Genomic DNA, 22,145 nt, shown 5'->3' on the forward strand with positions numbered 1-22,145 from the left:
CAGGGCCGCCGCGTCCGATCAGGGCCGCCGCGTCCGCCGGCGGAAGAGCGGCCCCGAGGCCGCGGCCGCGGTGAGGGCGAGGGCCGTGGTCCACAGCAGGGCGTGGAGGGTCGCGTCGGTGGCGGGGCGGTCGAGGAGGAGGGCGCGGAGGGATTCGACGACCGGGGCGAGGGGCTGGTGCGTGGCGAAGCCCTGGAGCCAGGACGGCATGCTGTCGACGGGCACGAACGCGCCGGACGCGTAGGGCAGGAAGCTCACGAAGAAGGTGAATCCGCCGGCGGCCTCGGAGGTGCGCACGAGCAGGCCCACCGCCGCGCAGACCCAGGAGAGCGCGACGACGTAGGCGAGCAGGACGCCGCCGGCGGCGAGCCGGCCGGTGAGAGAGGCCTCGGGCCGGAAGCCGATGGCCAGCGCGACGCCGAGGACGACCGTCGTCGCGACGACGTTGCGCACGGTGCTCGCGGCGACGTGCGCGGCCAGGATCGCGGTGCCGCCGACGTCGAGCGAGCGGAAGCGGTCGACGACGCCGTTGCGCATGTCCTCCGTCACCGCCTGCGCGGTGGACGCGCAGCCGAAGCCGGCGCACAGGAGCAGGACGCCGGGGACGACCCAGGTGACGTAGGCGCGGTCGTCGCCGGTCTCGATCGCGCCGCCGAAGAAGTGGACGAAGAGCAGCATGAGCATCACCGGCAGGGCGAGCGCGGTGACGAGCGCGTCGGGGTTCCGCCGGGAGATCCGCAGCGCGCGGCCGGTGAGGGTGAGGGTGTCAGCGGGTGCGGACATCGGGGGTCTCCTCGCCGGTGGGCACGCGGGTGTCGGGGGGCGTCGGCGCGCCACCGGGCTCGCCGGTCAGCGCCAGGAAGACGTCGTCGAGGGTCGCGCCGCGGACGGAGAACGAGGCGATGTCCCTGCGGTCCGGGTCCAGCGCGTCGAGGAGCGCACGGACGTGCGCCGCGTCGGGCGCGGTCGGGACGGCGAGGGTGAGCGCCGCGGGGTCGCGGGTGACCGCCCGCGGGGCGAGCCGGTCGTACGCGGCGCGGTCGGCGAGGACGAGTTCGAGCCGGTGGCCGCCGTCCGCGCGGGACTTGAGCGCGGCGGGCGTCCCCTCGGCGACGGTCGTCCCGCCGTGGAGGACGGAGACCCGGTCGGCGAGCCGGTCGGCCTCCTCCAGGTACTGGGTGGTGAGCAGGACGGTGGTGCCGGTGTCGCGCAGCCCGGCGACGGTGGACCAGAGCGCGCGGCGGCTGTGCGGGTCGAGGCCGGTGGTGGGCTCGTCGAGGAAGAGCACGGCGGGCGCGGCGACGAGGGACGCGGCGAGGTCGAGGCGGCGGCGCATGCCGCCGGAGTAGGTGGCGACGAGCCGGCCGGCCGCGTCGGCGAGGCCGAACCGGTCGAGCAGCCCGTCGGCCGTGCGGCGGGCGTCGGCGCGGCGGAGGCCGGCGAGCCGGGCGACGGTCCGGAGGTTCTCCGCGCCGGTCTGCTGGAGGTCCACCGCGGCGAACTGGCCGGTCAGCGCGACGGACCGGCGGACGCGTGACCGCTCGGCCCGGACGTCGTACCCCGCCACCCGGGCGGTGCCCGCGTCGGCCTCGGCGAGGGTGGCCAGGATGCGGACGGCGGTCGTCTTGCCGGCGCCGTTGGGGCCGAGCAGCGCGTGGACGGTGCCGGGGGCCACGTGCAGATCGAGGCCGCGTAGGACACGGACGGCGGCGGAGCCCCGGCCGTAGGACTTGTGCAGCCCGGTGGCTGTGATGCCGCCGGGTGGGGCGGCGGGGACGGTCGCGGACGGGTCGGTGGGCACGGCTCCCCCTCGGTCGCACTGCGTATGGCATACACGGTACTGCGTAAGGGTTACGCATATCTAGGATGGCGGTCAAGCCACCGAGCCGGGCGGACGGGAGCACACGGACATGAGGGACGCGGACGACGAGGCCGGCTCCGGCCTCCCGCCGAGCCTGGAGGCCGCCTGGGGGCTGCGGGAGCGACCCGGCAAGGGGCCGCGGCCGGGGCTCACCGTCGACCGGATCGTGGCCGCGGCCGTCGGGCTCGCCGCGGCGGAGGGGCTCGCGGCCGTCTCGATGGGCCGGGTCGCCAAGGAGGTCGGCGTCTCCACGATGGCGCTCTACCGGTACGTCTCCGCCAAGGACGAGCTGTACGTGCTCATGCAGGAGGCCGTCCTCGGCCCGCCGCCGGCGGCCGTCCCGGGCCGGGGCTGGCGGGCGGCGCTCACCGCGTGGGCGCACGCGCAGCGCGAGATGCTCCAGCGGCACGTCTGGGCGCTGCGGATGCCGATCACCGGGCCGCCGGCCACCCCGAACTCGGTCGCCTGGATGGAGGCCGGCCTCACCGCGCTCGACGGCAGCGGGCTCGACGACGGTGAGCGGATCTCCGTCGTCATGCTGGTCGGCGGGCACGTCCGCAGCGACGTGCTGCTCATGGCCGACCTCGGGGCCGGCCACGCCGCGAGCGGCCTGACCCCCGAGGAGAGCCTCGGCCGCTACGCCCGCCTGCTCCGCAGGTTCACCGACCCCGCCCGCTTCCCGGCCGTCACCCGCGCCCTCGCCTCCGGCGTCTTCGACGGCGCGGACGACCCCGACCACGAGTTCCGCTTCGGCCTGGAGCGGATCCTGGACGGGGTCGAGGCGATGGCGGCGGAGCGCGGCGGGCCGGGCCTCAGGCCTGGTACTCCGTGAGGTCGATCGCGTAGACGGCGAGGGGGGCGCCGTGGACGGGGTGGACGGTCTCGCGGTCGAGGGTCATGCCGAGCTTGGTCATGACGTTGACGGAGGCCTGGTTGGCGAGCTGCGCGATGCTGACGACGCGGTCGAGGCCGCGGTCCTGGAGGGCGAACTCGAGCGCGGCGTGGGCGGCTTCGGAGGCGTAGCCCTGGCCCCAGAACTGGCGGCCGAGGCGCCAGCCGATCTCAACGGCGGGCAGCACCTCGGGCAGGAAGTCGGGGACCGAGAGGCCGGTGAAGCCGATGAGCTCGCCGGAGCCGAGCAGCTCGACGGCGAAGAGGCCGAAGCCCTCGTCGTCCCACTCCTCCTCCCAGCGCTCGATCTTCTCGGCGGTCTCCTCCAGGGAGAGCGGGTTGCCGTCCCCGATCCACCGCATCACCATCGGGTCCGCGTTGATCTCCGCCATCGGCACGAGGTCGTCCTCGGGGTCCCAGCGGCGGAGCAGGAGGCGGGGGGTCTGGATCTCGGTCATAGGGACATTCTGGCCGAGGGCCGCGGTGGGCGCGGTCAGCGCGGGTGGGCGGCGGCGCGGGCCGTGCGGGGCAGGCGGCTGATCTCGACCAGGCGGTCGAAGTCGACGGCGACACCGCGCAGGAGCAGGTCGACGAGCCGGCCGGCGGTGGCGCGGTCGACGGGGGCGGCGCCGAACAGGGCGCGCTGGTAGACGGTCGAGGCGAGCAGGTCGGTGAAGAGCTCGGGGTCGGTCTCCGGGCGCAGCTCGCGGCGGTCGAGGGCGCGGCGGACGGCGGTGGCGGCGGCGGTGCGGCTCGGCTCGATCAGGGTGTCGACGAGCCGGCGGTGCAGGGCGGGGTCCGCGGCGCAGTCCGCGAGCAGTGGGGCGAGCACGCCGCGCGGCAGCTCCTCCTGCAGCGCGCGGGCGAGCAGCAGGACGCTGTCGGTGAGGTCGCAGCGCGTGCAGTCGTTGTCCGGCGCGGGCGGGGTGGCCACGACGGCGGCCAGCGCGTCGATCACCAGCCCCTGCCGTACCGGCCACCGCCGCCGTACCGCCGCCTTCGTCGTCCCGGCACGCGCCGCGACGGCCTCGACGGCGAAGCCGGCGTACCCGCGCTCGCGCAGCACCGCGAGCGCGGCGGCGAGGACGGCGGCACCGATCGCGGGATCACGGGGCCGGCCGGTGGGCGCTGACGACCTGCGGCGTGCGCCGTCGGTACGGCCCGGACGCGGGTGGGCGTCGGTCGCGTCCGGGGGCTCCGGGGAGGTGGTCGCGGGATCACGGGGCCGGCCCGCGGCCGGGCGGTGGTCCGGGGCGGGCGGTGTGTGCGGGGCGTCCGGTGACGTGGTCAGCGGGTGCCGTCCCGGTCCGCGCCCTCCCGGGGGCCCTGCTCGATGCCGGCCTCGACGTCCACCTCGGCGCGCGCCTCCGCGTCCTGCGGGTACCAGCGGAGTTCGACGGTGTTGCCGTCCGGGTCGGCGACGTACACGGAGACCGCCTCGCCGCGGGCGCCGAAGCGGCCGACCGGGCCGTCGAGGACGGTCAACTCGCCGTCGGCGATGACCTGTTGCCAGTCGAGCGGCTCGACGGACAGGCAGATGTGGTCGACGTTCGACTCCCCGCGCGGGCCCTCGAACAGATCGATGATCGTGTTCGCGGTGACCCGCACGGACGGGAACGGCACCTTCCCCGCCCGCCACTCCTCCAGCCGCACCGGTTCGAGCCCCAACGGGCCGGTGTAGAAGGCGATCGAGCGCTCCACGTCGCTCGTGTTGAGCACCAGGTGGTCGAAGTCCTTCACTCGCACGACACTCACGCCTGCCGACTCCCTCGTCCGTGGCCGGAACCCTTACGACCCGGTGCGGGTCGTAAGGGTGAGCGTAGGGGGTGCGACGGTCATATGGCCAGCCCCGAGCGCGAGTTGGCGCAGCCGGTGCCCCGCTCCGGCGGTCGCGGGAGTCGGCGCCCGGAGATCAGTCACGCGCCCGTCGATGCCCAACGGCCGGACGGGCGTGGCGTTCCGGGGTGTGCGGGGGTGACTCGCCGCGGCGGGCGAGGCGGGCGAGGCGGTACTCGTCCGCCGCGCGGATCAGTTGGCGGGAGCGGATGCGGTGCGTCTCGAAGTCCACGCCGCCCCCTAGGCGGCCGTCACGTCGGCCACGACGCAGCTGACGTTGTCCGGGCCGCCGGAGCCGTTGGCCTGCGCGATCAGGGTGCGGGCGGCGTCGTCGGGGTCGGCGGTCTCCGTCAGCACCCGGCGGATCTCCCGCGGCGGCACGACGGTCGACAGGCCGTCGGAGCAGAGCAGGTAGCGGTCGCCCGGGCGGGCGTCGTGGAGCCGCAGCTCCGGCGTGGCGTCCGCGCCCGGGCCCAGCGCGCGGACGAGGAGCGAGCGCTGGGGGTGCGCCGCGGCCTCGTCCGGCGTCAGCCGCCCCTCGTCGACCATCGTCTGCACGAGGGTGTGGTCGTGGGTGATCAGGAACAGCTCCCCGTCGCGCAGGAGGTGCACCCGGGTGTCCCCGACGTGCACCAGCGCGAGCTGCGACCCGGTCCACAGCATCGCCGTCAGCGTGGTGCCGCTGTTCCCGGACGGGTCGGCCACCCCGTCCACGGCCCGCCCCGCCCGCTCGATCGCGTCCTGCAGGACGTTCAGGAGGTCGCCGGCCCAGACGTCGTCCGCCTCCAGGTGCTTCAGCGCCTCGACGGCCGCGGCGCTCGCGGGGCCGCCGCCGTCCCCGTACCCGTCGGCGACGGCGAGCAGCCGGGAGCCGGCGTAGGCGGTGTCCTGGTTGGTCTCCCGCACGAGCCCGGGGTCGGAGTGCGCGGCGTAGCGGAGTCGGAGCGGGGCTGAGGTGGACGACATGGCGGGGTCCTTCCGGTTCAGGTGGTCGACGAGGAACGCGGCGAGGTCCCGCCGGGCCGCGAGGTCGGCCTCGACGCCGGCCCAGTACGCCCGGACCTCCTCGGCCGCCCGGTCCGCGTCGAGCGCGCGCACCCGGCGGATGCGGGCGAGCGGCATCCCGAGCCGCCGGAGCCACGCGACCAGCCGCGCCTGCTCCAGCTGCTCCGGCGCGTACAGCCGGTAGCCCGTCCGCGGGTCCACCCGCGCGGGGACCAGCAGCCCCAGCTCGTCGTACAGCCGCAGCGCCTTCGGCGACAGCCGGGACGCCCTCGCGAACGCCCCGATGGTCAGCAGTTCCATGCCCGCCCCTCCTCGTGCCGGGCCCTTCGCCCGGCCCCACCGATGCTGCGGTCTCCCGCAGGGTGAAGGTCAACCGCGGGGCGCGATGTGGTGCGGAACACTTCTGCAAGCGTCTGCTTGCAATTGTTAGCGGGGGTGGGGCACGGTGGGGGCATGGCGAAGTTGAAGGTGACGGATCTCGGGTTGGGGGAGTACCTGCGGGAGCAGCGGCGGAACGCGCAGTTGTCGTTGCGGCAGCTGTCGGAGGCCGCGGGGGTGTCGAACCCGTACCTGAGCCAGATCGAGCGCGGGCTGCGCAAGCCGAGCGCGGAGATCCTGCAGCAGCTGGCGAAGGCGCTGCGGATCTCGGCGGAGACGCTGTACGTGCAGGCCGGGATGCTGGACGCGGAGCGCGAGCCGGCGGAGGTCGGGACGCGTGCGGTGATCCTGGCCGACCCGTCGATCACGGGCACGCAGAAGCAGGTGCTGCTGCAGGTCTACGAGTCCTTCCGCAAGGAGAACGGCACCGCGGAGGCGCCCGAGCCCGCCGCGCCCGAGGCCGTCGCCCCCGACGAGGACGCCACCGGGCCCGACCTGGGCCCGGCCCACGACCGCACGGCCTGACCGGCGACGACGCCGAACGAACCCTCGAACTGTTCCGGGAGGACCAGCAGACATGGCTATCACCGACGACCTGCGCAAGACCCTCACCGACCCGACCCCGCTGTACTTCGCGGCCGGCGCGGCCGACCTCGCCCTCCAGCAGGCCCGCAAGGTTCCGGGCCTCATCGAGCAGGTCCGCGCCGAGGCGCCGGCGCGGCTGGAGGCCGTGCGCGCGGCCGACCCGAAGGCCGTGCAGGAGCGGGTCACCGTTCAGGCGCGCGAGACCCAGGTGACCGTCCAGGCCAAGGTCAACGAGATCTTCGGTGCGCTCGACGGCGACTTCAAGAAGCTCGGCGAGCAGGCGCAGGACTTCGCGCTCCGCGGGGTCGGCGTGGCCGCGGAGTACGCGGTGCGTGCGCGCGAGACGTACGAGAAGGTCGCCGTGCACGGCGAGGAGACCGTGAAGTCCTGGCGCGGGGACGCGGCGGAGGAGATCAACGAGCTGGCCGTCGCGGTCGAGCCCGACGCGGAGCCCGTTCCGACGGCTACGGCGTCGAAGGTCGCCACGGAGCCGGAGCCGGTCGTCGCGGAGGTCGTCGAGCCGGAGCCGACGGTCGGCGAGGTGCTGGCGGAGGCGGAGGCGAGCGGCGCGAAGAAGCCGGCCGCGAAGAAGTCCGCGGCCAAGCGGGCGGCGAAGAAGCCCACGCCGCCCACGGAGGCCTGACCCGCCCCGGCCGTGCCCCGCGTCCCGGCTGCGCCGCGGGTGCACGGCCTTCGGCCCTGCGGCCTCAGGCGCCGGCCGGGCTGGGTTTTTGTCGGTGGGCGTCTGACGCCGGGCGGCGGGCCGTGAGTCGTTGTTCGCGGCTGCGCCGCGGGTGCACGGCCTTCGGCCCCGCGGCCTCAGGCGCCGGCCGGGCTGAGAGTTTTCGGCCGCTGCTCGCTTTCGCCGGCCGGGCTGAGAGTTTTCGGCCGTTGCTCGCTTTCGCCGGCCGGGCTGGTTGTTGTGCCCCCCCGTGTGCGAGCGGCCGCCCGGGCACGTGCCGTGTGTCCGGGTCGTTGTGGAGGCAAGCGGGTACGGTGACCTCGTCATGACGAGGACGAGCGGATACGGGTGGTGGGCGTTGTGTTGATGCAGGGTTTCGGGACGCTGATGTCTTTGCTGAACCTCGCGCTGATGCTGTTCACGGGCTTCGCGTTCTTCGACGCCGTGATCCGCCGGGAGGACGCCTTCCGGGCCGCGGACAAGCAGACCAAGCCGATGTGGCTGATCTTCCTCGGGCTGTCGTTCCTCGTCAGCCTGATCTTCCCTCTGCTGTCGTTCCTGCCGATCATCGGGCTGATCGCCTCGATCGTGTACGTGGTGGACGTCCGCCCCGCGGTGCGCGCGATCTCCGGTGGGGGCGGGCCGCGCCGGGGCGGGTCCAGCAGTGACGGGCCGTACGGGCCGTACAACGGCGGCCGCTGAGCTCAGAAGCGCGCGCGGTCCAGCAGCAGTACGGCCACGTCGTCGGTGAGATCGCCGCCGTTCAGCTCCTGCACCTCCGCGACCGACGCCTCCAGGAGGTCGGAGCCGGTGAGCCCGGCGGCCATGCGGCGGCCGACGAGGTCGACCATGCCGTCCTGCCCGAGCCGCTCGCGGCCCGTCCCGATCCGGCCCTCGATCAGCCCGTCGGTGTACATCATCAGGCTCCACTCGCCGCCCAGCTCCACCTGCCGCCGCGGCCACCGGGCCCGCGGGAGCAGCCCGAGCGCGGGCCCGCTGCTCTCGTACGGCAGCAGCTCGGCGGGCCGGCCCGGGCGGGCGATCAGCGGGGCGGGGTGGCCGGCGAGGCAGAGGCCGGCGCGCCGGCCGTCGGGCGCGATGTCGACGGTGCAGAGGGTCGCGAAGATCTCCTCGTTCTCCCGCTCGTGCTCAAGGACCTGCTGGAGGGTGGAGAGCAGCTCGTCACCGCAGAGTCCGGCGAACGTCAACGTGCGCCAGGCGATGCGGAGTTCGACGCCGAGCGCGGCCTCGTCCGGGCCGTGTCCGCAGACGTCGCCGATCATCGCGTGGACCGTGCCGTCCGGGGTGCGCACGCAGTCGTAGAAGTCCCCGCCGAGCAGGGCGCGCGAGCGGCCGGGCCGGTAGTGGGAGGCGAACCGCAGCGCGGAGCCCGCGAGCAGGGGGGTGGGCAGCAGGCCGCGTTCGAGGCGCGCGTTCTCCTGGGCGCGGAGCCGGGACTCCGCCAGCTTGTACTGCGCGGTGTCGGCGCGCTTGCGCTCCATCGCGTACCGGATCGCTCGGCTCAACAGCCGCCCGTCGCCCTGCAGTTCGTCGCGGAACAGGTAGTCCTGCGCGCCGGCGCGGACCGCCGCGTCCGCGTGCTCCAGGTCGCCCGGGGCGGCCAGCGCGAGCACCGGGTGGCGCGGCGCGAGCTCCAGGACCCGGTGCAGGACGGTCTCCTCCGCCCCGTCCCCCGGCGCGGGCAGCGTCAGCCTGAGGTCGAGCAGGATGCAGTGCACGTCGTGAGTGAGGAGCCGCGCCGCCTCCGTGAGGTTGCGCGCGGTCCTGATCCGGATCGCCCGGCCCGCGCTGTCCCGCACGTCCGGCATGCCGAGCGACCCCGTCGGGTCGTCCTCGATCACGAGCAGGGTCAGCCCGCCGGTGCCGGCGGGCGCCGGCGCGGCCTGGACGGCCGTCGGGCCCGCGCTCGGCGCGCCGGTGCCGCTCGGCGCACCGGTCGCGGTCTCGCCGCCGGTGCTCTCGAGCGCCGGACTGTCCCGTTGCCGGGGCAATGGTGCGGGTGCGGGCATCGTCTTCTCGTTCCTTCCCTCCCCCGAGGGGTGCGACCGCCGGTCAACGGCCCACAAGACGGGGACCCTAGCGGTGGGGACCGGTGACACGGAATGGCGTCCGTGGGACGGCCGGGGTCATCTGGGTGCAGATGTGGCGGAGTTGAGGGGGCGGACGCGGTGCCGGGATGACGAACATCACGTGCCCGGGCCGGAACCGGACGGGCCGCGACGGTGTCCGCGCGACACCTCCGACGAGCCGCGCGACGCCCCGAGGGGCTATCCGGGGCGGACGACGCCGAGGATCGGGTTGGCTCCCGCGCCGGTGACCGTCACCGTCCGCCCGGGTCGCGGGGAGTGGACGACGCGCCCGTCGCCGATGTACATCGCGACGTGGCTCGCGTCCGCGCGGTAGACGATCAGGTCCCCCGGCCGGATGTCGGTCATCGCGACCCGCGGCAGGGACCGCCACTGCAGCTGCGACGTCCGCGGGATCCCCTTGCCCGCCGCCCGCCACGCCTCGGACGTCAGCCCGGAGCAGTCGAACGCGTCCGGCCCCTCCGCCCCCCACACGTACGGCTTGCCGACCTGGGCGAGCGCCCACGCGACGGCCCGCTCGCCGCGCGCGGAGCCGGGGGCGTCCGAGACCGGCCCGCCGCCCGAGGCCAGCCACGCCGCCTGCGCCTCGCGGGCCGCCGCCGCCTCCAGCTCCCGTAGCCGCGCGCGGTCCGAGGCCGCGAGCCGGGCCTCCAGCCTCGTCGCCGCCGCGATGCCCTTCTCGATCTGCTTCTTCGCCCGCTCCTTCTTGTCCCGGCTCTCCTCCAGCCGCTCCCACTCGGTGTTCGCGTCCTGCGCGTAGAGCTCCAGGTCCTCCTGGGTGCGGGTCAGCTCGGCGATCAGCCCGTTCGTGGCCTGCTGGCCGGACCTGATCCGGCCGACGGTGTCCAGGAAGTGCTGCGCGTCGCCCGAGAGCATCACGTCCGCCTCGGGCGGGAGGCCGCCGGTGCGGTACTGGGCCCGCGCCGACGCCCCGGCCCGGTTCCTCAGCGCCTTCAGCCGCTTCTCCCCGGCCAGCAGCTCGGCCGTGAGCCCGGAGACCTCCTTCGCCTGCCGGTCGGCGTCGGCCTCGGCGGCGTTGTACGCGTCGGTGGCCGAGGCGGCCTGCTGGTAGAGCGCGTCGATGTCCTTGCGGACCTGCTCCAGCGACTTGTCGCTCAGCGGCCCGGCGGGAGCGGCGGCGGGGGCCGGCTCGGGGACCGGCGCGGCGTGGGCGGGCGCGGTCGCCCCGACGGCGAGCACCGCCACCGCCGCCGCCCCCGCGACGGCGGCGAGGACCCGCCGCCGTACGGATCGAAAACCCCGTGTGCCCCCTGTGCGCCGCACGCTCCCGGACCCCCGCCCTGTGCCGTTCCGTCCCGTCCCCGCGTCCGCACCCGCCCGCGTCGTCACGCGTCACGCGGTCAGGTGTTCGTACGCTCACCGGATCGTGTCATGGCGCGCCCGGAACCGACAGGGTGCGCCCGGCCCTCCCGGCGGGGAACCCGCCGCGGCCCTCGCCGTCCGGACCCGCGGACGGCCGCGCATACCCTCGTTCCCATGCCCCGCCCCATCGGTACCGCCACCCGCGGCACCACGAACCCGAACCGGCTCCGCCGCATGGACCGCTGGATCGCCGCGACCCACGGCGCGGCGCTGCGGGCGTCCGCGACGGCCCCGCTCGCGGTGGACCTCGGGTACGGGGCGGCCCCGTGGACGGCCGTGGAGCTCCTGCACCGGCTGCGCGACCGGGCCGATCCGCGCACCGAGGTCGTCGGCATCGAGATCGACCCCGCGCGGGTCGCCGCCGCCGAGCCCTACGTCCGCGACGGGCTGGCGTTCGCGCACGGCGGCTTCGAGGTGGCGACGGTGCGCCGCCCGCACCTGATCCGCGCGGCGAACGTGCTGCGCCAGTACGACGAGGCCGAGGTCGCCCGGGTCTGGGCCCGGCTGTGCGCGCGGCTCGCGCCGGACGGGCTGCTGGTGGAGGGCACCTGCGACGAGATCGGCCGGCGGCACGTCTGGGTCGCGCTCGGCCCCGAGGGCCCGCGCACGGTGACGTTCGCGACCCGCCTCGGCTCCCTCACCACCCCCTCCGACCTGGCCGAACGCCTGCCCAAGGCGCTGATCCACCGGAACGTGCCCGGCGAGCCGGTGCACGCGTTCCTGCGCGACCTCGACCGCGCCTGGGCCGCGGCGGCCCCGTACGCGTCCTTCGGCGCCCGCCAGCGCTGGCTGCGCTGCGCCCGCGCGGTCGCCGCGGACTGGCCGCTGACGGACGGCCCGGTCCGCTGGCGGCAGGGCGAGCTGACCGTCCGCTGGGAGGCGCTGGCCCCGCGCAGCGGGTAGGCGCACCCCGTACCGCCGGGCAATGAATGCGTAAAGCGGAAATGCGACACCGCGTTCCGGTGGTTGACCACCTTGGAGCCCGCTCCATGCCACCCCCACCTTGGAGGCCCGTACGTGTCCCGGCTCGCCACCCGCCGCGCCCGCAGTGCCCGCAGTGCGCCGATGCCCCTGCTGCGGCTGCCGAACCGCCGGCCCCGCCGGATCGCCATGCTCAGCGTGCACACCTCACCCCTGCACCAGCCGGGGACGGGCGACGCGGGCGGCATGAACGTCTACATCGTCGAGCTCGCGCGGCGGCTCGCCGAGATCGACGTCGAGGTGGAGGTCTTCACCCGCGCCACCAGCGGCGGCCTGCCGCCCGCCGTCGAGCTGGCGCCGGGCGTCCTCGTGCGGCACGTGGACGCGGGCCCGTACGAGGGGCTGAACAAGGAGGACCTGCCCGCGCAGCTCTGCGCCTTCACGCACGGCGTGATGCAGGCCTGGGCCGGCCACCGCCCCGGCTACTACGACCTCGTGCACTCGCACTACTGGCTCTCCGGCCACGTCGGCTGGCTCGCCGCCGAGCGCTGGGGCGTCCCCCTCGTCCACGCCATGCACACCATGGCCAAGGTCAAGAACGCCTACCTCGCCGACGGCGACACCCCCGAGCCGCCCGCGCGCGTCATCGGCGAGACGCAGATCGTCCGCGCCGCCGACCGGCTCATCGCCAACACCTCCGGCGAGGCCGACGAGCTGGTCCGCTTCTACGACGCCGAGCCCGGCAAGGTCGCCGTCGTGCACCCCGGCGTCAACCTCGACCGGTTCCGCCCCGCCGACGGCCGCGCCGCCGCCCGCGCGCGGCTCGGCCTGCCCGAGGACGCGCTGATCCCGCTCTTCGCCGGCCGCATCCAGCCGCTCAAGGCCCCCGACATCCTGCTGCGAGCCGTCGCCGAGCTGCTGGAGCGCCGTCCGCGGCTGCGGCAGCACCTCGTGGTGCCGATCGTCGGCGGCCCCAGCGGCAGCGGCCTCGCCAAGCCCGAGGGCCTGCAGAAGCTCGCCGGCCGGCTCGGCATCGCCGACGTCGTCCGGTTCCACCCGCCGGTCGGCCAGGACGAGCTCGCCGACTGGTTCCGCGCGGCCTCCGTCCTCGTCATGCCGTCGTACAACGAGTCCTTCGGCCTGGTCGCCATCGAGGCGCAGGCCGCCGGCACCCCCGTCGTCGCCGCGGCCGTCGGCGGGCTGCCCGTCGCCGTCCGCGACGGCGTCAGCGGCATGCTCATACCGGGCCACGACCCCGCCTCCTACGCCGACGCCCTGCTGCGCTTCGTCGACAACCCGCACCTCGTCGAGCACATGGGCCGCACCGCCGCCCTGCACGCCGAGGGCTTCGGCTGGGACTCCGCCGCCGCCGCGACCGCCGAGGTCTACACCGCCGCGATGGCCGAACGCCGCCTTCGTCTACGCTCGCCGCATGGCTGACGAAGCGGCGACCATCGAAAGCTTCCTCTCCGGCGCCGAGCTGGACTGGGAGTCCCCCGAGCCCGGCACGTACGCCGTCGTGCTCCCCGGCACCCGCAAGCTCTCCACCACCGTCTCGCTGCGCCTGGGCCGGCACTCCCTCTCCGTCCAGGCCTTCGTGATCCGCCACCCCGACGAGAACGAGCCGGCCGTCCACCGCCGGCTCCTGGAGCGCAACCTCAAGCTCTACGGCGTCGGCTACGCCGTCGACCCGCTCGGCGACATCTACCTCACCGGCAAGCTGCCCCTGGCCGCGGTCACTCCCGACGAGCTGGACCGCGTCCTCGGGGCGGTGCACGAGGGGGCCGACGGGGCGTTCAACATGCTGCTGGAGCTCGGCTTCGCGAGCGCGATCCGGCGCGAGTACGAGTGGCGGGTCGCGCGCGGCGAGTCCACGCGGAACCTCGACGCCTTCGCGCACCTCACCCGGGACGCGGGGGCGCCGGGGGCCTGAGCCCGCGGCCCCCGCGGCGGGGTCAGGCCGGCTGGTCCGCCGCGGGAGTGGCGGCCGGCACCGGCGCGGCGGCCGGGGCCGCGGCGTGGGCCGGCGTCGCGGCGGCGACCGGTGCGGGAGCGGAGTCCGTGGCCGGTGCGGGAGCCGGGACCGGTGCGGGTGCCGGGACCGGCGCGGGTGCCGCGGCGGGTGGCGGCGCCACCTCCGTCGCGGCCACCGGCTCCTCCGCCAGCACCCGCCGGAGGAACGTCGCGTACCCCGCCGCCGCGACCACCCCGATCACCCCGCACCCGATCCACAGCACGTCCGGCCCGGGCCCGTCCACGACCCACCCCGCCAGGATCGGCGCGACGAACCCCGCGAGCGCCCAGGACATCCCCATGACCCCCTGGTACCGCCCCCGCGCGTGCTCCGGGGCCAGCCGCGCCGTCGCCGCCGCGTTCGTCGGCACGTGCACCATCTCGCCGATCGTCCACACCACGACCGTCGCCGCGAACACCAGCGGCGTCCCCGGCTGCGCCGTCGCCCCCGTCCCCGCCGCGAACAGCAGCGACGAGACGGTCAGCAGCACGGCGGGCGACCGCCGCTCGGTCACCTTGTTGACCAGCAGCTGGAAGGCGACGATGACGACGCCGTTCACCGCGATGACCATGCCGTACGCGCTCGGCGCGAGCCCCTCGCCGGCCATGGTGAGCGGCAGCCCGACCCACGGCGCGGTGAAGATCAGGCACACCAGCAGGTTGAGCAGCACCAGCGTCCGGAACGGCGCGTCGCGCAGCACGTCGAGCACGCTGAGCCTCGGCTCGGCCGCCTTGCCCGGCGAGGATCCCGCGGACGCCGGCCGCGTCTCCGGCAGCCGCAGGAACACGATCAGCGCGCACAGCACCGTCGCCGCCGCGTCCACCAGGAACAGCGTCCGGTAGCCGAGGACGATCGCAGCGCCGCCGCCCAGCGCCGCGACGGCGAAGCCGAGGTTGAGCGCCCAGTAGTTCAGCGCGTACGCCCGCCTGCGCTCCTTCTCCGGCACCAGGTCCGCGATGGTCGCGCCGATCGCCGGCCGCACGGCCTGCATGGCCACGCCCATCAGGAAGACCACCGCCGCGACCCCCGCCGCGCTCGTCACCACCGCGAGCGCGGCCGCGCCGGCGGCCGTCCCCAGGTGCCCGGTGATCATCGTGGGCCTGCGCCCCCAGCGGTCGGTCAGCATCCCGCCGAGCGGTGACCCCGCCACCCCGCCGAGCCCGTGCAGCGCGATGACGAGCCCGGCGTACCAGGCGGAGTAGCCGAGCTCCTGGGTCAGGTACAGCGACAGGAAGGTCAGGACGAACGCCCCGGTGCGGTTGACCAGTGTCGACGTCCACAGCCACCAGAAGCCGTCGGGCAGTCCCGACACGGTCTCCTTGGCGGATCGCCTGAGCGAGCTGACGGACATGGGTGGGCCCCCCGGGGTTCGGTGCACGGTCCACGTAACCTACGAACCGCGCGCCCCGCGGCGCCAATCATTTGACGCGTACCGTCAAGCGTCGGCGGGTGCCGCCCGGCGATTAGGATCGTGCGTATGGCCGACGCACCGTACAAGCTGATCCTGCTCCGCCACGGCGAGAGCGAGTGGAACGCGAAGAACCTGTTCACCGGATGGGTGGACGTCAACCTCACCGAGAAGGGCGAGAAGGAGGCGGTCCGCGGCGGTGAGCTGCTCAAGGACGCCGGCCTGCTGCCCGACGTGCTGCACACCTCCCTCCAGCGGCGCGCCATCCGCACCGCGCAGCTCGCGCTGGAGTCCGCGGACCGGCTCTGGATCCCGGTCCGCCGCTCGTGGCGCCTGAACGAGCGCCACTACGGCGCGCTGCAGGGCAAGGACAAGGCGCAGACGCTCGCCGAGTTCGGCGAGGAGCAGTTCATGCTCTGGCGCCGCTCGTACGACACCCCGCCGCCGCGGCTGGACCGCGACGACGAGTACTCCCAGTTCGCCGACCCGCGCTACGCGACGCTCCCGCCGGAGCTGCGCCCGCAGACGGAGTGCCTCAAGGACGTCGTCGTCCGCATGCTGCCGTACTGGTTCGACAGCATCGTCCCCGACCTCCTGACCGGCCGCACCGTCCTCGTCGCCGCGCACGGCAACTCCCTGCGCGCCCTCGTCAAGCACCTCGACGGCATCTCCGACGAGGACATCGCCGGCCTCAACATCCCCACCGGCATCCCCCTCTCCTACGAACTCGACGCCGAGTTCAAGCCCGTCGTCAAGGGCGGCACCTACCTCGACCCGGACGCCGCGAAGGCCGCCATCGAGGCCGTCAAGAACCAGGGCAAGAAGAAGTAGCGAAGGCGATCACGCCCCTGAGCCGCGCACACGGCGCGGCTCGGGGGCGTTTTCACGGTCCGGGCCCACCGTGGGTCCTCGGCGCAGAGGCCGACGCGCCCGCGACTGAGCGCCGTCGGTGGCGCGCACAGGCCCGGGCCGCGCGTCGAGGACGGATCTGGACCGAACGGATGACGTGCTCGCTCGCCGGAGGCAACAGGGAGCGCCGTTCCCGGCGGGGCTGTGTTGGCTTCCCGCATGAACACTCTGTGCCGTGAAGACGGCCGACCCTTCCGGACGGCGTGCGCGCTGCTGACCGTCCTGGTGCTCGCGCTGGGGTGGGGAGGGCCCGCTCCGGCCGTCGCCGGAGGCGACCCCGGTGGCGGCGCCCCTGCGGCCGCGCCGGAGAACACGGCACCCCGGTGTGCACGGACAACTCTGGCAGGGGTGGCCCACAGGACGACGACCTGCTGTTCATCGGCCCGCAGCTCGACCGCGACCACCAGCAGGGGCGGTGCATCACCGTCGTCTACCTGACGGCCGGCGAGGCCGGACGCCCCTTCGACTCCGGCTACTCCGCCGGCGCGAGCTCGGCGTGCAGCAGGCGTACGCCCGACTGGCCGGGACGCCCACCGGGCCGGGTCTGCCCTCCGCCTGGCGGCAGAGCCCCGTCGTCATCGGCGACCGCACCCTGAGCAGGGTGCGCCTCCAGCCGGACAACGGCCGACCGGCCATCCAACTGGTTTTCCTGCGCCTGCCCGACGGGGTGCCCACGGGCACCGGCACCGACGAGTACGGCCTGCAGAGCCTTCTGCGCCTCTACCAGGGCAGGATCCGCACCATCAACGCGAGCGACCGAACCCAGAGCTACACCGAGCGCCAGCTCCTCGACACGCTCACCGCGCTGATCCGGCGCTTCCGCGCCTCCGACGTCCGCACCCTGGACTACCTCAACAGCAAGCTCGGCTACTCCATCACCGAGGGTGTCGACCACAGCGACCACTCCGTCGCCGCCCGCCTGCTGCGCGAAGCCACCCTCCGCGCCCGGCAACAGTCCCGGGCCGCGCTGCCTCTCCAGGGGTACGAGGGCTACGGCATCGCCACCCGACCCGGCAACCTGCCCGCCGCGACGTCCGACCGCAAGCGGACCGTCTTCCGGAACTACGACGTCCACGACGACCAGACCGGCGACGACTGCCCCACCGTCCTGATCTACTGCACCCCCGACAAGCCTCGGGCCGACGACTACGCCAGCTGGGTCCGGCGTTTCTACCCCTGCCCCGAACCGCGGGCCCGCGGCGGACAGATCGTCTCCTGGATCGGCAACGACAACGCCGCCTACACCAGGCCCGAACTCTGCCTCACCGCCTCGCCGGCGACGTCCACCGCGATCACCACGGCCTCCTGCGGACGCAGCCCACAGCAGTGGAGCCTGACAGGCGGCGCCCTGCGCCAGGGCACCCGCTGCGCCCGTGTCTCCGGCGACCGGCCGGTCCTCGGCGCCTGCCCCGCACGCCCCACCCGCTGGACCCTCACCCCCGCAGGCCGGATCAGGACCGGCACCCTCTGCCGCACCCAGGACGACCTGCTCCGCACCCGCCCCCGACTCCGCACGGCCCCCTGCTCGGCCACCGACCCCGGCCAGCGCTGGTTCACCGACCGCGCCCTCCGTACCGCGCCCTCCTCCGACGCCCTGAACGGCGACGTCGGTATTGCGGGCAGCGCCGTACTCCCGCTGGGCACCCTGCTGGGGAGCGCGTACGCCGCCGCCTTCACCGACTGGTACTCCAAAGCGATCACCGTCTCGAGCCCGGACTCGCGCGCTCGCGAGGACGGGTACCTGCGAGGTCGCGCCCCTGCGACCGCCTGGGACCTGTGAGGTCCGTCGCGCTGACGACGCCGCCCGATCGGACGCACCCCAGGGCGGGCCTCCGGGAGGTGGGACGATCAGTGGGATAAAGGTCTTGTCGTGACAACGGTGAGAAGTGGATACGGAGTACGGGGTCGGCGCGGGGTGGGTGCGGTGGCCGGGGTGACCGTGCTCGCGGCCGTCGGCGCGCTGGCGGTCGGTGCGGGGGCCGAGCGGGCGGGCGCGGTGGGGGCGGGCGGGACGAGCGCCGCGCTGATCGCGCTGGGGCTCGACGACGTGCCCGCGCTGGACGTGGCCGCGTTCGAGGGGACGTACGGGACGGCGGGCAGCCCGCCGGTCAACGGGCCGGTCGACAGCGGGGACTTCAGCGACCCGGACGGCGTGCTGGCGTTCTACCGGGACGGCACGCACGCCGTCACCACCTCCCGGTCGGACGGGAAGAACTACGCGAAGGTCGACGCCACCGCGCTGGTCGTCCGGCTGAACGGGATCGACTTCCTGACCACCGCCCCCGCCGGACAGGTCGGCGCGCTGAACACGTACGCCGAGTGCACCCCGCCGCCCACCGGCCCGTTCGCGCTGGGGTACGCGCGGACGGACGGGCAGCAGATCACGGTCGTCGGCCGGCGGGTCGGCCTCGGCACGACCGACCTCGCCGTCACCGGTGCGGACCTCGGGGAGCCGGCCACGCTGGGGCCGAGCACGCTGCGGGTGGTCTTCACCCAGCAGGTGGTCCCCCCGGGCGGCGCCCAGACGCCGGGCGCGTACCGCGCGGAGGCGTGGTTCGACGTGGCGGTCTCCGGGGTGCTCAGGGACACGGCGGGGGACGTGGTGTACGACGGCCCGATCGGGCGGGCCCGCCTCGGCGAAGTGCACGCGGACTGCACGAAGCCCGACCCGACGCCCACCCCCACCCCGACGCCCACCCCCACACCCACACCCACCCCGGACCCGACTCCGACCCCCACACCCACCCCGGACCCGACTCCGACCCCCACCCCCGACCCGTCACCCGATCCGTCCCCCAGCCCTACCCCCACGCCGGACCCGTCCCCCGACCCCACCCCGTCGCCCGAACCGTCCCCCGACCCCAGCCGCAGCACCCCCGCCCCGCCGACGCCCGACACCCCCGAGCCCTCACCCGGCGGCCCCGACGCCGGCGACCCCCCGGGTGACGGCGACGGCGGCACCCTCGCCGACTCCGGCACGGGCACGAGCACCCCGATCCACCCCCTCCTGGCCACCGCCGCCGTGCTCCTCACCCTCGCCGGCGCGCTCCTCCTGCGCCGCACCCACCGCCGCACACGCCGCTGACCGGAAAGCGCCGACCGGAAAGCGCCGACCGGAACGCACGGACGCGAACGCACGGACGCGAACGCACGGACGCGATGGCACCGACCCGAACGCACCGCCGATCCCGTACAACCCTCCACCCCCATCGGCGGTCTCACCTGCGCCGACCGCCCCGCGCACCGCGGGCCGGCCGGCGCCCGACGACTCCGCACGCCGCAACGGCGTCCCGCATGCCGCAGGAGAACCCCGCATGCACCACATACTCCGCCTCGCCCTCGCGACGGCGACGACGGCCGCGCTGACCGGCGCGCTGCTCGCCCTCCCCGCGGTGACGGCCGCCGCCGCCGCGCCCGCGCCCGACGCGACCGCCGCACCGCCCGCCGACTTCAACGGCGACGGCCACCCCGACCTCGCCATCGGCGCCCCGCTCGGCAAGGTCGGCGGACGGTCGTACGCCGGCTACGTCGGCGTCGTGTACGGCTCGGCGAAGGGCCTGGACACCACGAAGCGGCAGATCATCAGCCAGGACACGGCCGGTGTCCCCGGCACCCCCGAGTCGCGGGACTACTTCGGCGACCGCCTCACCACCGGCGACCTCGACGGCGACGGCTACACCGACCTGGTCGTCGGCGTGCACGCCGAGCGCATCGGATCGACGGACGACTCCGGCGCCCTGACCGTCGTCTGGGGGAGCGCGGCCGGCCTGAGGACGGCGACGGACATCAGCGCGCCCCTGCCGGAGTACCGCACCGAGCTCGGCTGGTCGGTCGCCGCCGGCGACTTCGACGGTGACGGCGACACGGACCTGGCGGCCGCGAACATCTCGTCCCCCGGGCTGAACATCTTCAAGGGCCCGATCTCCCGCAAGGGCGTGGCGACGGGTCTCCAGGGGATCGACACCGGCGACCAGAGCGGCATCAACACCGACAAGCTCGTCGCCGGCGACGTGACCGGCGACGGCACGACGGACCTGGTCGTCATGGGCCAGGAGGACACGTCGAGCGGCTACCGCACCCGCTCGGTGCTCTACAAGGGCTCGCCCACCGGCCCGGTCCGCGGGGCGAAGCTGGCCGGCGGCTACGAGGCGGTCGTCGCCGACGTGAACCGCGACGGCTTCGGCGACGTCGTCACCGGCAACTTCATGGAGAAGTCCGCCGACGAGCCGAACGGCGGCCCCGGCGGCGCGGTCACCGTCACCTACGGCGCCGCGGCCGGCCTCAGCACCCGCACCCCGGTCCGCATCACGCAGGACACCTCCGGCGTGCCGGGCGCGGGCGAGAAGTTCGACGCCTTCGGGTGGAGCCTGTCGGCCGGCGACGTGAACGGCGACGGCTACCCCGACATCGCCGTCGGCGCCGAGAGCGAGTCGATCGGCGCGGCGTCCCGGGCCGGCGCGGTCGTCGTCCTGCGCGGCGCGAAGGGCGGCCTGACCGGCACCGGCGCGAAGGCGTTCAACCAGGACACGGCCGGCGTCCCCGGCACGGCGGAGTCGCAGGACCACTTCGGCGGGGCCGTGGCGCTGGTCGACGCGAACCGCGACGGCCGCGCGGAGCTCGTGGCGGGCGCGGCGGCCGAGAACGACGGGGCCGGAGCCGTCTGGTACCTGGGCGCCACCGCGTCCGGGACCACCGCGAGCGGTGCGAAGTCCTTCAGCGGCCCCACCCTCGGCGGCCCGTCGGGCCTGTCGTACTTCGGCGACGTGCTCGCCGGCTGACCACCGCGGCGGCGGACCCCGCCGCGCGTCACGCGTGCGCGGGGCGGGGTCCGTCAGGCCGGCCGCCCGACGGCGGCCGGGAGGTCGGAAGCGGCGCGGGCCGGGGAGGTCAGCCGCCGCACTGACAGGGCGCGCCCGACTGGCAGCCGCAGCCGCACCCCGACCCGCAGCCGCACGCGGCGATCATCGGGAGGATCCGCGGGGCGGGCCGCTCGAGGGAGTCGCGCTCGCGGGTGGGCTCGGTGGTGTCGGGGGAATCGGCCATGGGGTCCTCCTCAGGGCTCCGTGGGCTCGGGCTCCGCGGGCAGGGCTCCGCCGGCGGGGCACACCCCATTGGATGCCCGACCCGGCGGGCGCATCAACGGCGCACGCGCGCGCGAGCCGAACGCGCGCGGCGCACGCCCCCCGGGCCCGCCCCTCAGACCCCCTCGACCGGCGGCGTCACCGGCGGCTGGATCTCGTCCGCGTGCTCCCCGGTGACCAGGTAGACGACGCGGCGCGCGACGGAGACCGCGTGGTCGGCGAAGCGCTCGTAGTAGCGGCCGAGCAGCGTCACGTCGACCGCGGTCTCGATGCCGTGCTTCCAGCGGTCGTCCATCAGGTGCTGGAACAGCTCGCGGTGCAGCAGGTCCATCGCGTCGTCGTCGCGCTCCAGCTGGAGGGCGAGGTCGACGTCCTTGGTGATGATGACCTGCGCGGCCTTCGCCATCAGGCGCTGGGCGAGCTGGCCCATCTCCAGGATGGTGGCGTGCAGGTCGCGGGGGACCGCGGTGCCGGGGAAGCGCAGCCGGGCGAGCTTCGCGACGTGCTGCGCGAGGTCGCCGGAGCGCTCCAGGTCGGCGCTCATCCGCAGCGAGGTGACCACGATGCGCAGGTCGGTGGCGACGGGCTGCTGCCGGGCGAGCAGGGTGATCGCACGGGCCTCCAGCTCGCGCTGCAGGTCGTCGACCCGCTCGTCCGCGGCGATGACGTCCTCCGCGAGCTTCAGGTCGCCGTCGAGCATCGCGGTGGTCGCCCGCCCGACCGCGGACCCGACGAGCCGGGCCATCTCGACCAGGCCGTCGCCGATCGAGTCGAGTTCCTCGTGGTAAGCGTCCCGCATGAAATGTCCCTCTCTCGGACGTCCTCGTTCTCTCGAACGGTCTGGCGAATCCTTGGGTTCCCCGTCCGCCACGGGTTGCGCCGGACGGAGTACCCGATCCGTTCGCGGTCCACCTTCCGCCCGCCACGCGTCCGCCGTCGGCCGCCCAAATGAATCACTTCCGTCACCGAGGTGAACTCTGGGCGACGTCTGTTCGAGGCGACCCTCGAACGGCTGTGGGGAAGTCCCACCACCCGCCTAACCTGGAGACATGGACGTGAACGCGGCGATCGCCGCAGCCGCGG

At 75.0% G+C, this 22,145-nt stretch carries 21 protein-coding genes and 1 pseudogene; 11 read left to right on the forward strand and 11 right to left on the reverse strand.

Features of this window, described 5'->3' with window-relative positions; translation table 11 throughout:
- Positions 1-18 precede the first annotated feature (18 nt).
- Both ACFWEG_RS14925 and ACFWEG_RS14930 read right to left on the reverse strand, forming a co-directional pair.
- Positions 19-783: an ABC transporter permease gene (locus tag ACFWEG_RS14925; protein ID WP_387214334.1), complete on the reverse strand. Its 765-nt coding sequence runs from the start codon at positions 781-783 to the stop codon at positions 19-21.
- Positions 767-1,801 (reverse strand): ATP-binding cassette domain-containing protein, encoded by a 1,035-nt coding sequence (locus ACFWEG_RS14930; RefSeq protein ID WP_387214337.1) that lies wholly within the window; start codon positions 1,799-1,801, stop codon positions 767-769. Before ACFWEG_RS14930 ends, ACFWEG_RS14925 begins: the two co-directional genes overlap by 17 nt.
- Before the next feature lie 109 nt (positions 1,802-1,910).
- Here ACFWEG_RS14930 and ACFWEG_RS14935 point away from each other — a divergent pair, with 109 nt between their 5' ends.
- Complete coding sequence (locus tag ACFWEG_RS14935) at positions 1,911-2,693, forward strand: TetR/AcrR family transcriptional regulator (RefSeq protein ID WP_387214340.1); 783 nt, start codon at positions 1,911-1,913, stop codon at positions 2,691-2,693.
- On the opposite strand, the gene ACFWEG_RS14940 is transcribed toward ACFWEG_RS14935, so the two are convergent.
- From ACFWEG_RS14940 to ACFWEG_RS14955, 4 genes and pseudogenes are all read right to left on the reverse strand, one after another.
- Positions 2,674-3,210, reverse strand: coding sequence for a GNAT family N-acetyltransferase (locus ACFWEG_RS14940; protein WP_387214343.1), 537 nt, complete (start codon positions 3,208-3,210; stop codon positions 2,674-2,676). The genes ACFWEG_RS14935 and ACFWEG_RS14940 overlap by 20 nt on opposite strands.
- A gap of 35 nt (positions 3,211-3,245) precedes the next feature.
- Positions 3,246-3,851 (reverse strand): TetR/AcrR family transcriptional regulator C-terminal ligand-binding domain-containing protein, encoded by a 606-nt coding sequence (locus tag ACFWEG_RS14945; protein ID WP_387214387.1) that lies wholly within the window; start codon positions 3,849-3,851, stop codon positions 3,246-3,248.
- A gap of 269 nt (positions 3,852-4,120) precedes the next feature.
- Positions 4,121-4,498, reverse strand: a pseudogene (locus ACFWEG_RS14950) (VOC family protein); the annotation flags it as partial.
- Positions 4,499-4,828: 330 nt separating this feature from the next.
- Positions 4,829-5,893 carry a MerR family transcriptional regulator gene (locus tag ACFWEG_RS14955; RefSeq protein ID WP_387214346.1) on the reverse strand — a complete coding sequence of 355 codons (1,065 nt, stop codon included), beginning with the start codon at positions 5,891-5,893 and terminating at the stop codon, positions 4,829-4,831.
- 153 nt (positions 5,894-6,046) lie between these two features.
- Between ACFWEG_RS14955 and ACFWEG_RS14960 the strand changes: the two genes are divergently transcribed.
- The 3 genes from ACFWEG_RS14960 to ACFWEG_RS14970 all read left to right on the forward strand — a co-directional run bounded on the left by ACFWEG_RS14960 (position 6,047) and on the right by ACFWEG_RS14970 (position 7,940).
- On the forward strand, positions 6,047-6,496 hold the full coding sequence (locus ACFWEG_RS14960) for a helix-turn-helix domain-containing protein (protein WP_387214349.1): 450 nt from the start codon (positions 6,047-6,049) through the stop codon (positions 6,494-6,496).
- A gap of 52 nt (positions 6,497-6,548) precedes the next feature.
- A complete protein-coding gene (locus ACFWEG_RS14965) occupies positions 6,549-7,199 on the forward strand; it encodes a hypothetical protein (protein WP_387214352.1) in 651 nt (216 codons plus the stop codon).
- A 405-nt stretch (positions 7,200-7,604) separates the two neighbouring features.
- Positions 7,605-7,940, forward strand: coding sequence for a DUF2516 family protein (locus ACFWEG_RS14970; protein ID WP_387214390.1), 336 nt, complete (start codon positions 7,605-7,607; stop codon positions 7,938-7,940).
- A gap of 2 nt (positions 7,941-7,942) precedes the next feature.
- Here ACFWEG_RS14970 and ACFWEG_RS14975 read toward each other — a convergent pair whose 3' ends face one another.
- Both ACFWEG_RS14975 and ACFWEG_RS14980 read right to left on the reverse strand, forming a co-directional pair.
- Complete coding sequence (locus ACFWEG_RS14975; RefSeq protein ID WP_387214355.1) at positions 7,943-9,268, reverse strand: PP2C family protein-serine/threonine phosphatase; 1,326 nt, start codon at positions 9,266-9,268, stop codon at positions 7,943-7,945.
- A gap of 258 nt (positions 9,269-9,526) precedes the next feature.
- Positions 9,527-10,630 carry an NlpC/P60 family protein gene (locus ACFWEG_RS14980; RefSeq protein WP_387214358.1) on the reverse strand — a complete coding sequence of 368 codons (1,104 nt, stop codon included), beginning with the start codon at positions 10,628-10,630 and terminating at the stop codon, positions 9,527-9,529.
- A gap of 213 nt (positions 10,631-10,843) precedes the next feature.
- Here ACFWEG_RS14980 and ACFWEG_RS14985 point away from each other — a divergent pair, with 213 nt between their 5' ends.
- From ACFWEG_RS14985 to ACFWEG_RS14995, 3 genes are all read left to right on the forward strand, one after another.
- A complete protein-coding gene (locus ACFWEG_RS14985; RefSeq protein WP_387214361.1) occupies positions 10,844-11,632 on the forward strand; it encodes a class I SAM-dependent methyltransferase in 789 nt (262 codons plus the stop codon).
- 162 nt (positions 11,633-11,794) lie between these two features.
- A complete protein-coding gene (gene mshA, locus ACFWEG_RS14990; RefSeq protein WP_387214393.1) occupies positions 11,795-13,090 on the forward strand; it encodes a D-inositol-3-phosphate glycosyltransferase in 1,296 nt (431 codons plus the stop codon).
- Positions 13,083-13,583, forward strand: a complete 501-nt coding sequence (locus tag ACFWEG_RS14995; RefSeq protein WP_387214364.1) for a YbjN domain-containing protein — start codon at positions 13,083-13,085, stop codon at positions 13,581-13,583. The genes mshA and ACFWEG_RS14995 overlap by 8 nt, the downstream gene beginning before the upstream one ends.
- 22 nt (positions 13,584-13,605) lie before the next feature.
- Here ACFWEG_RS14995 and ACFWEG_RS15000 read toward each other — a convergent pair whose 3' ends face one another.
- Entirely contained in the window at positions 13,606-15,015 is a 1,410-nt protein-coding gene (locus tag ACFWEG_RS15000) for an MDR family MFS transporter (protein ID WP_387214367.1), read from the reverse strand.
- 126 nt (positions 15,016-15,141) lie between these two features.
- On the opposite strand from ACFWEG_RS15000, the gene ACFWEG_RS15005 reads away from it, so the two are divergent.
- From ACFWEG_RS15005 to ACFWEG_RS15020, 4 genes are all read left to right on the forward strand, one after another.
- Positions 15,142-15,903: a phosphoglyceromutase gene (locus ACFWEG_RS15005; RefSeq protein WP_387214370.1), complete on the forward strand. Its 762-nt coding sequence runs from the start codon at positions 15,142-15,144 to the stop codon at positions 15,901-15,903.
- A gap of 574 nt (positions 15,904-16,477) precedes the next feature.
- Complete coding sequence (locus tag ACFWEG_RS15010; RefSeq protein ID WP_387214373.1) at positions 16,478-17,761, forward strand: hypothetical protein; 1,284 nt, start codon at positions 16,478-16,480, stop codon at positions 17,759-17,761.
- Positions 17,762-17,905: 144 nt separating this feature from the next.
- Complete coding sequence (locus tag ACFWEG_RS15015; protein ID WP_387214376.1) at positions 17,906-19,066, forward strand: hypothetical protein; 1,161 nt, start codon at positions 17,906-17,908, stop codon at positions 19,064-19,066.
- Positions 19,067-19,295: 229 nt separating this feature from the next.
- On the forward strand, positions 19,296-20,759 hold the full coding sequence (locus ACFWEG_RS15020) for an FG-GAP-like repeat-containing protein (RefSeq protein WP_387214379.1): 1,464 nt from the start codon (positions 19,296-19,298) through the stop codon (positions 20,757-20,759).
- A gap of 109 nt (positions 20,760-20,868) precedes the next feature.
- On the opposite strand, the gene ACFWEG_RS15025 is transcribed toward ACFWEG_RS15020, so the two are convergent.
- On the reverse strand, positions 20,869-21,024 hold the full coding sequence (locus tag ACFWEG_RS15025) for a hypothetical protein (RefSeq protein ID WP_387214381.1): 156 nt from the start codon (positions 21,022-21,024) through the stop codon (positions 20,869-20,871).
- Between the two features lie 153 nt (positions 21,025-21,177).
- Positions 21,178-21,861, reverse strand: coding sequence for a phosphate signaling complex protein PhoU (gene phoU / locus ACFWEG_RS15030; RefSeq protein WP_387214384.1), 684 nt, complete (start codon positions 21,859-21,861; stop codon positions 21,178-21,180).
- Positions 21,862-22,145: the final 284 nt, after the last annotated feature.

The sequence above is a fragment of the Streptomyces sp. NPDC060194 genome, from assembly GCF_042728285.1.
In the GTDB taxonomy this organism is placed as follows: Bacteria; Actinomycetota; Actinomycetes; order Streptomycetales; family Streptomycetaceae; genus Streptomyces.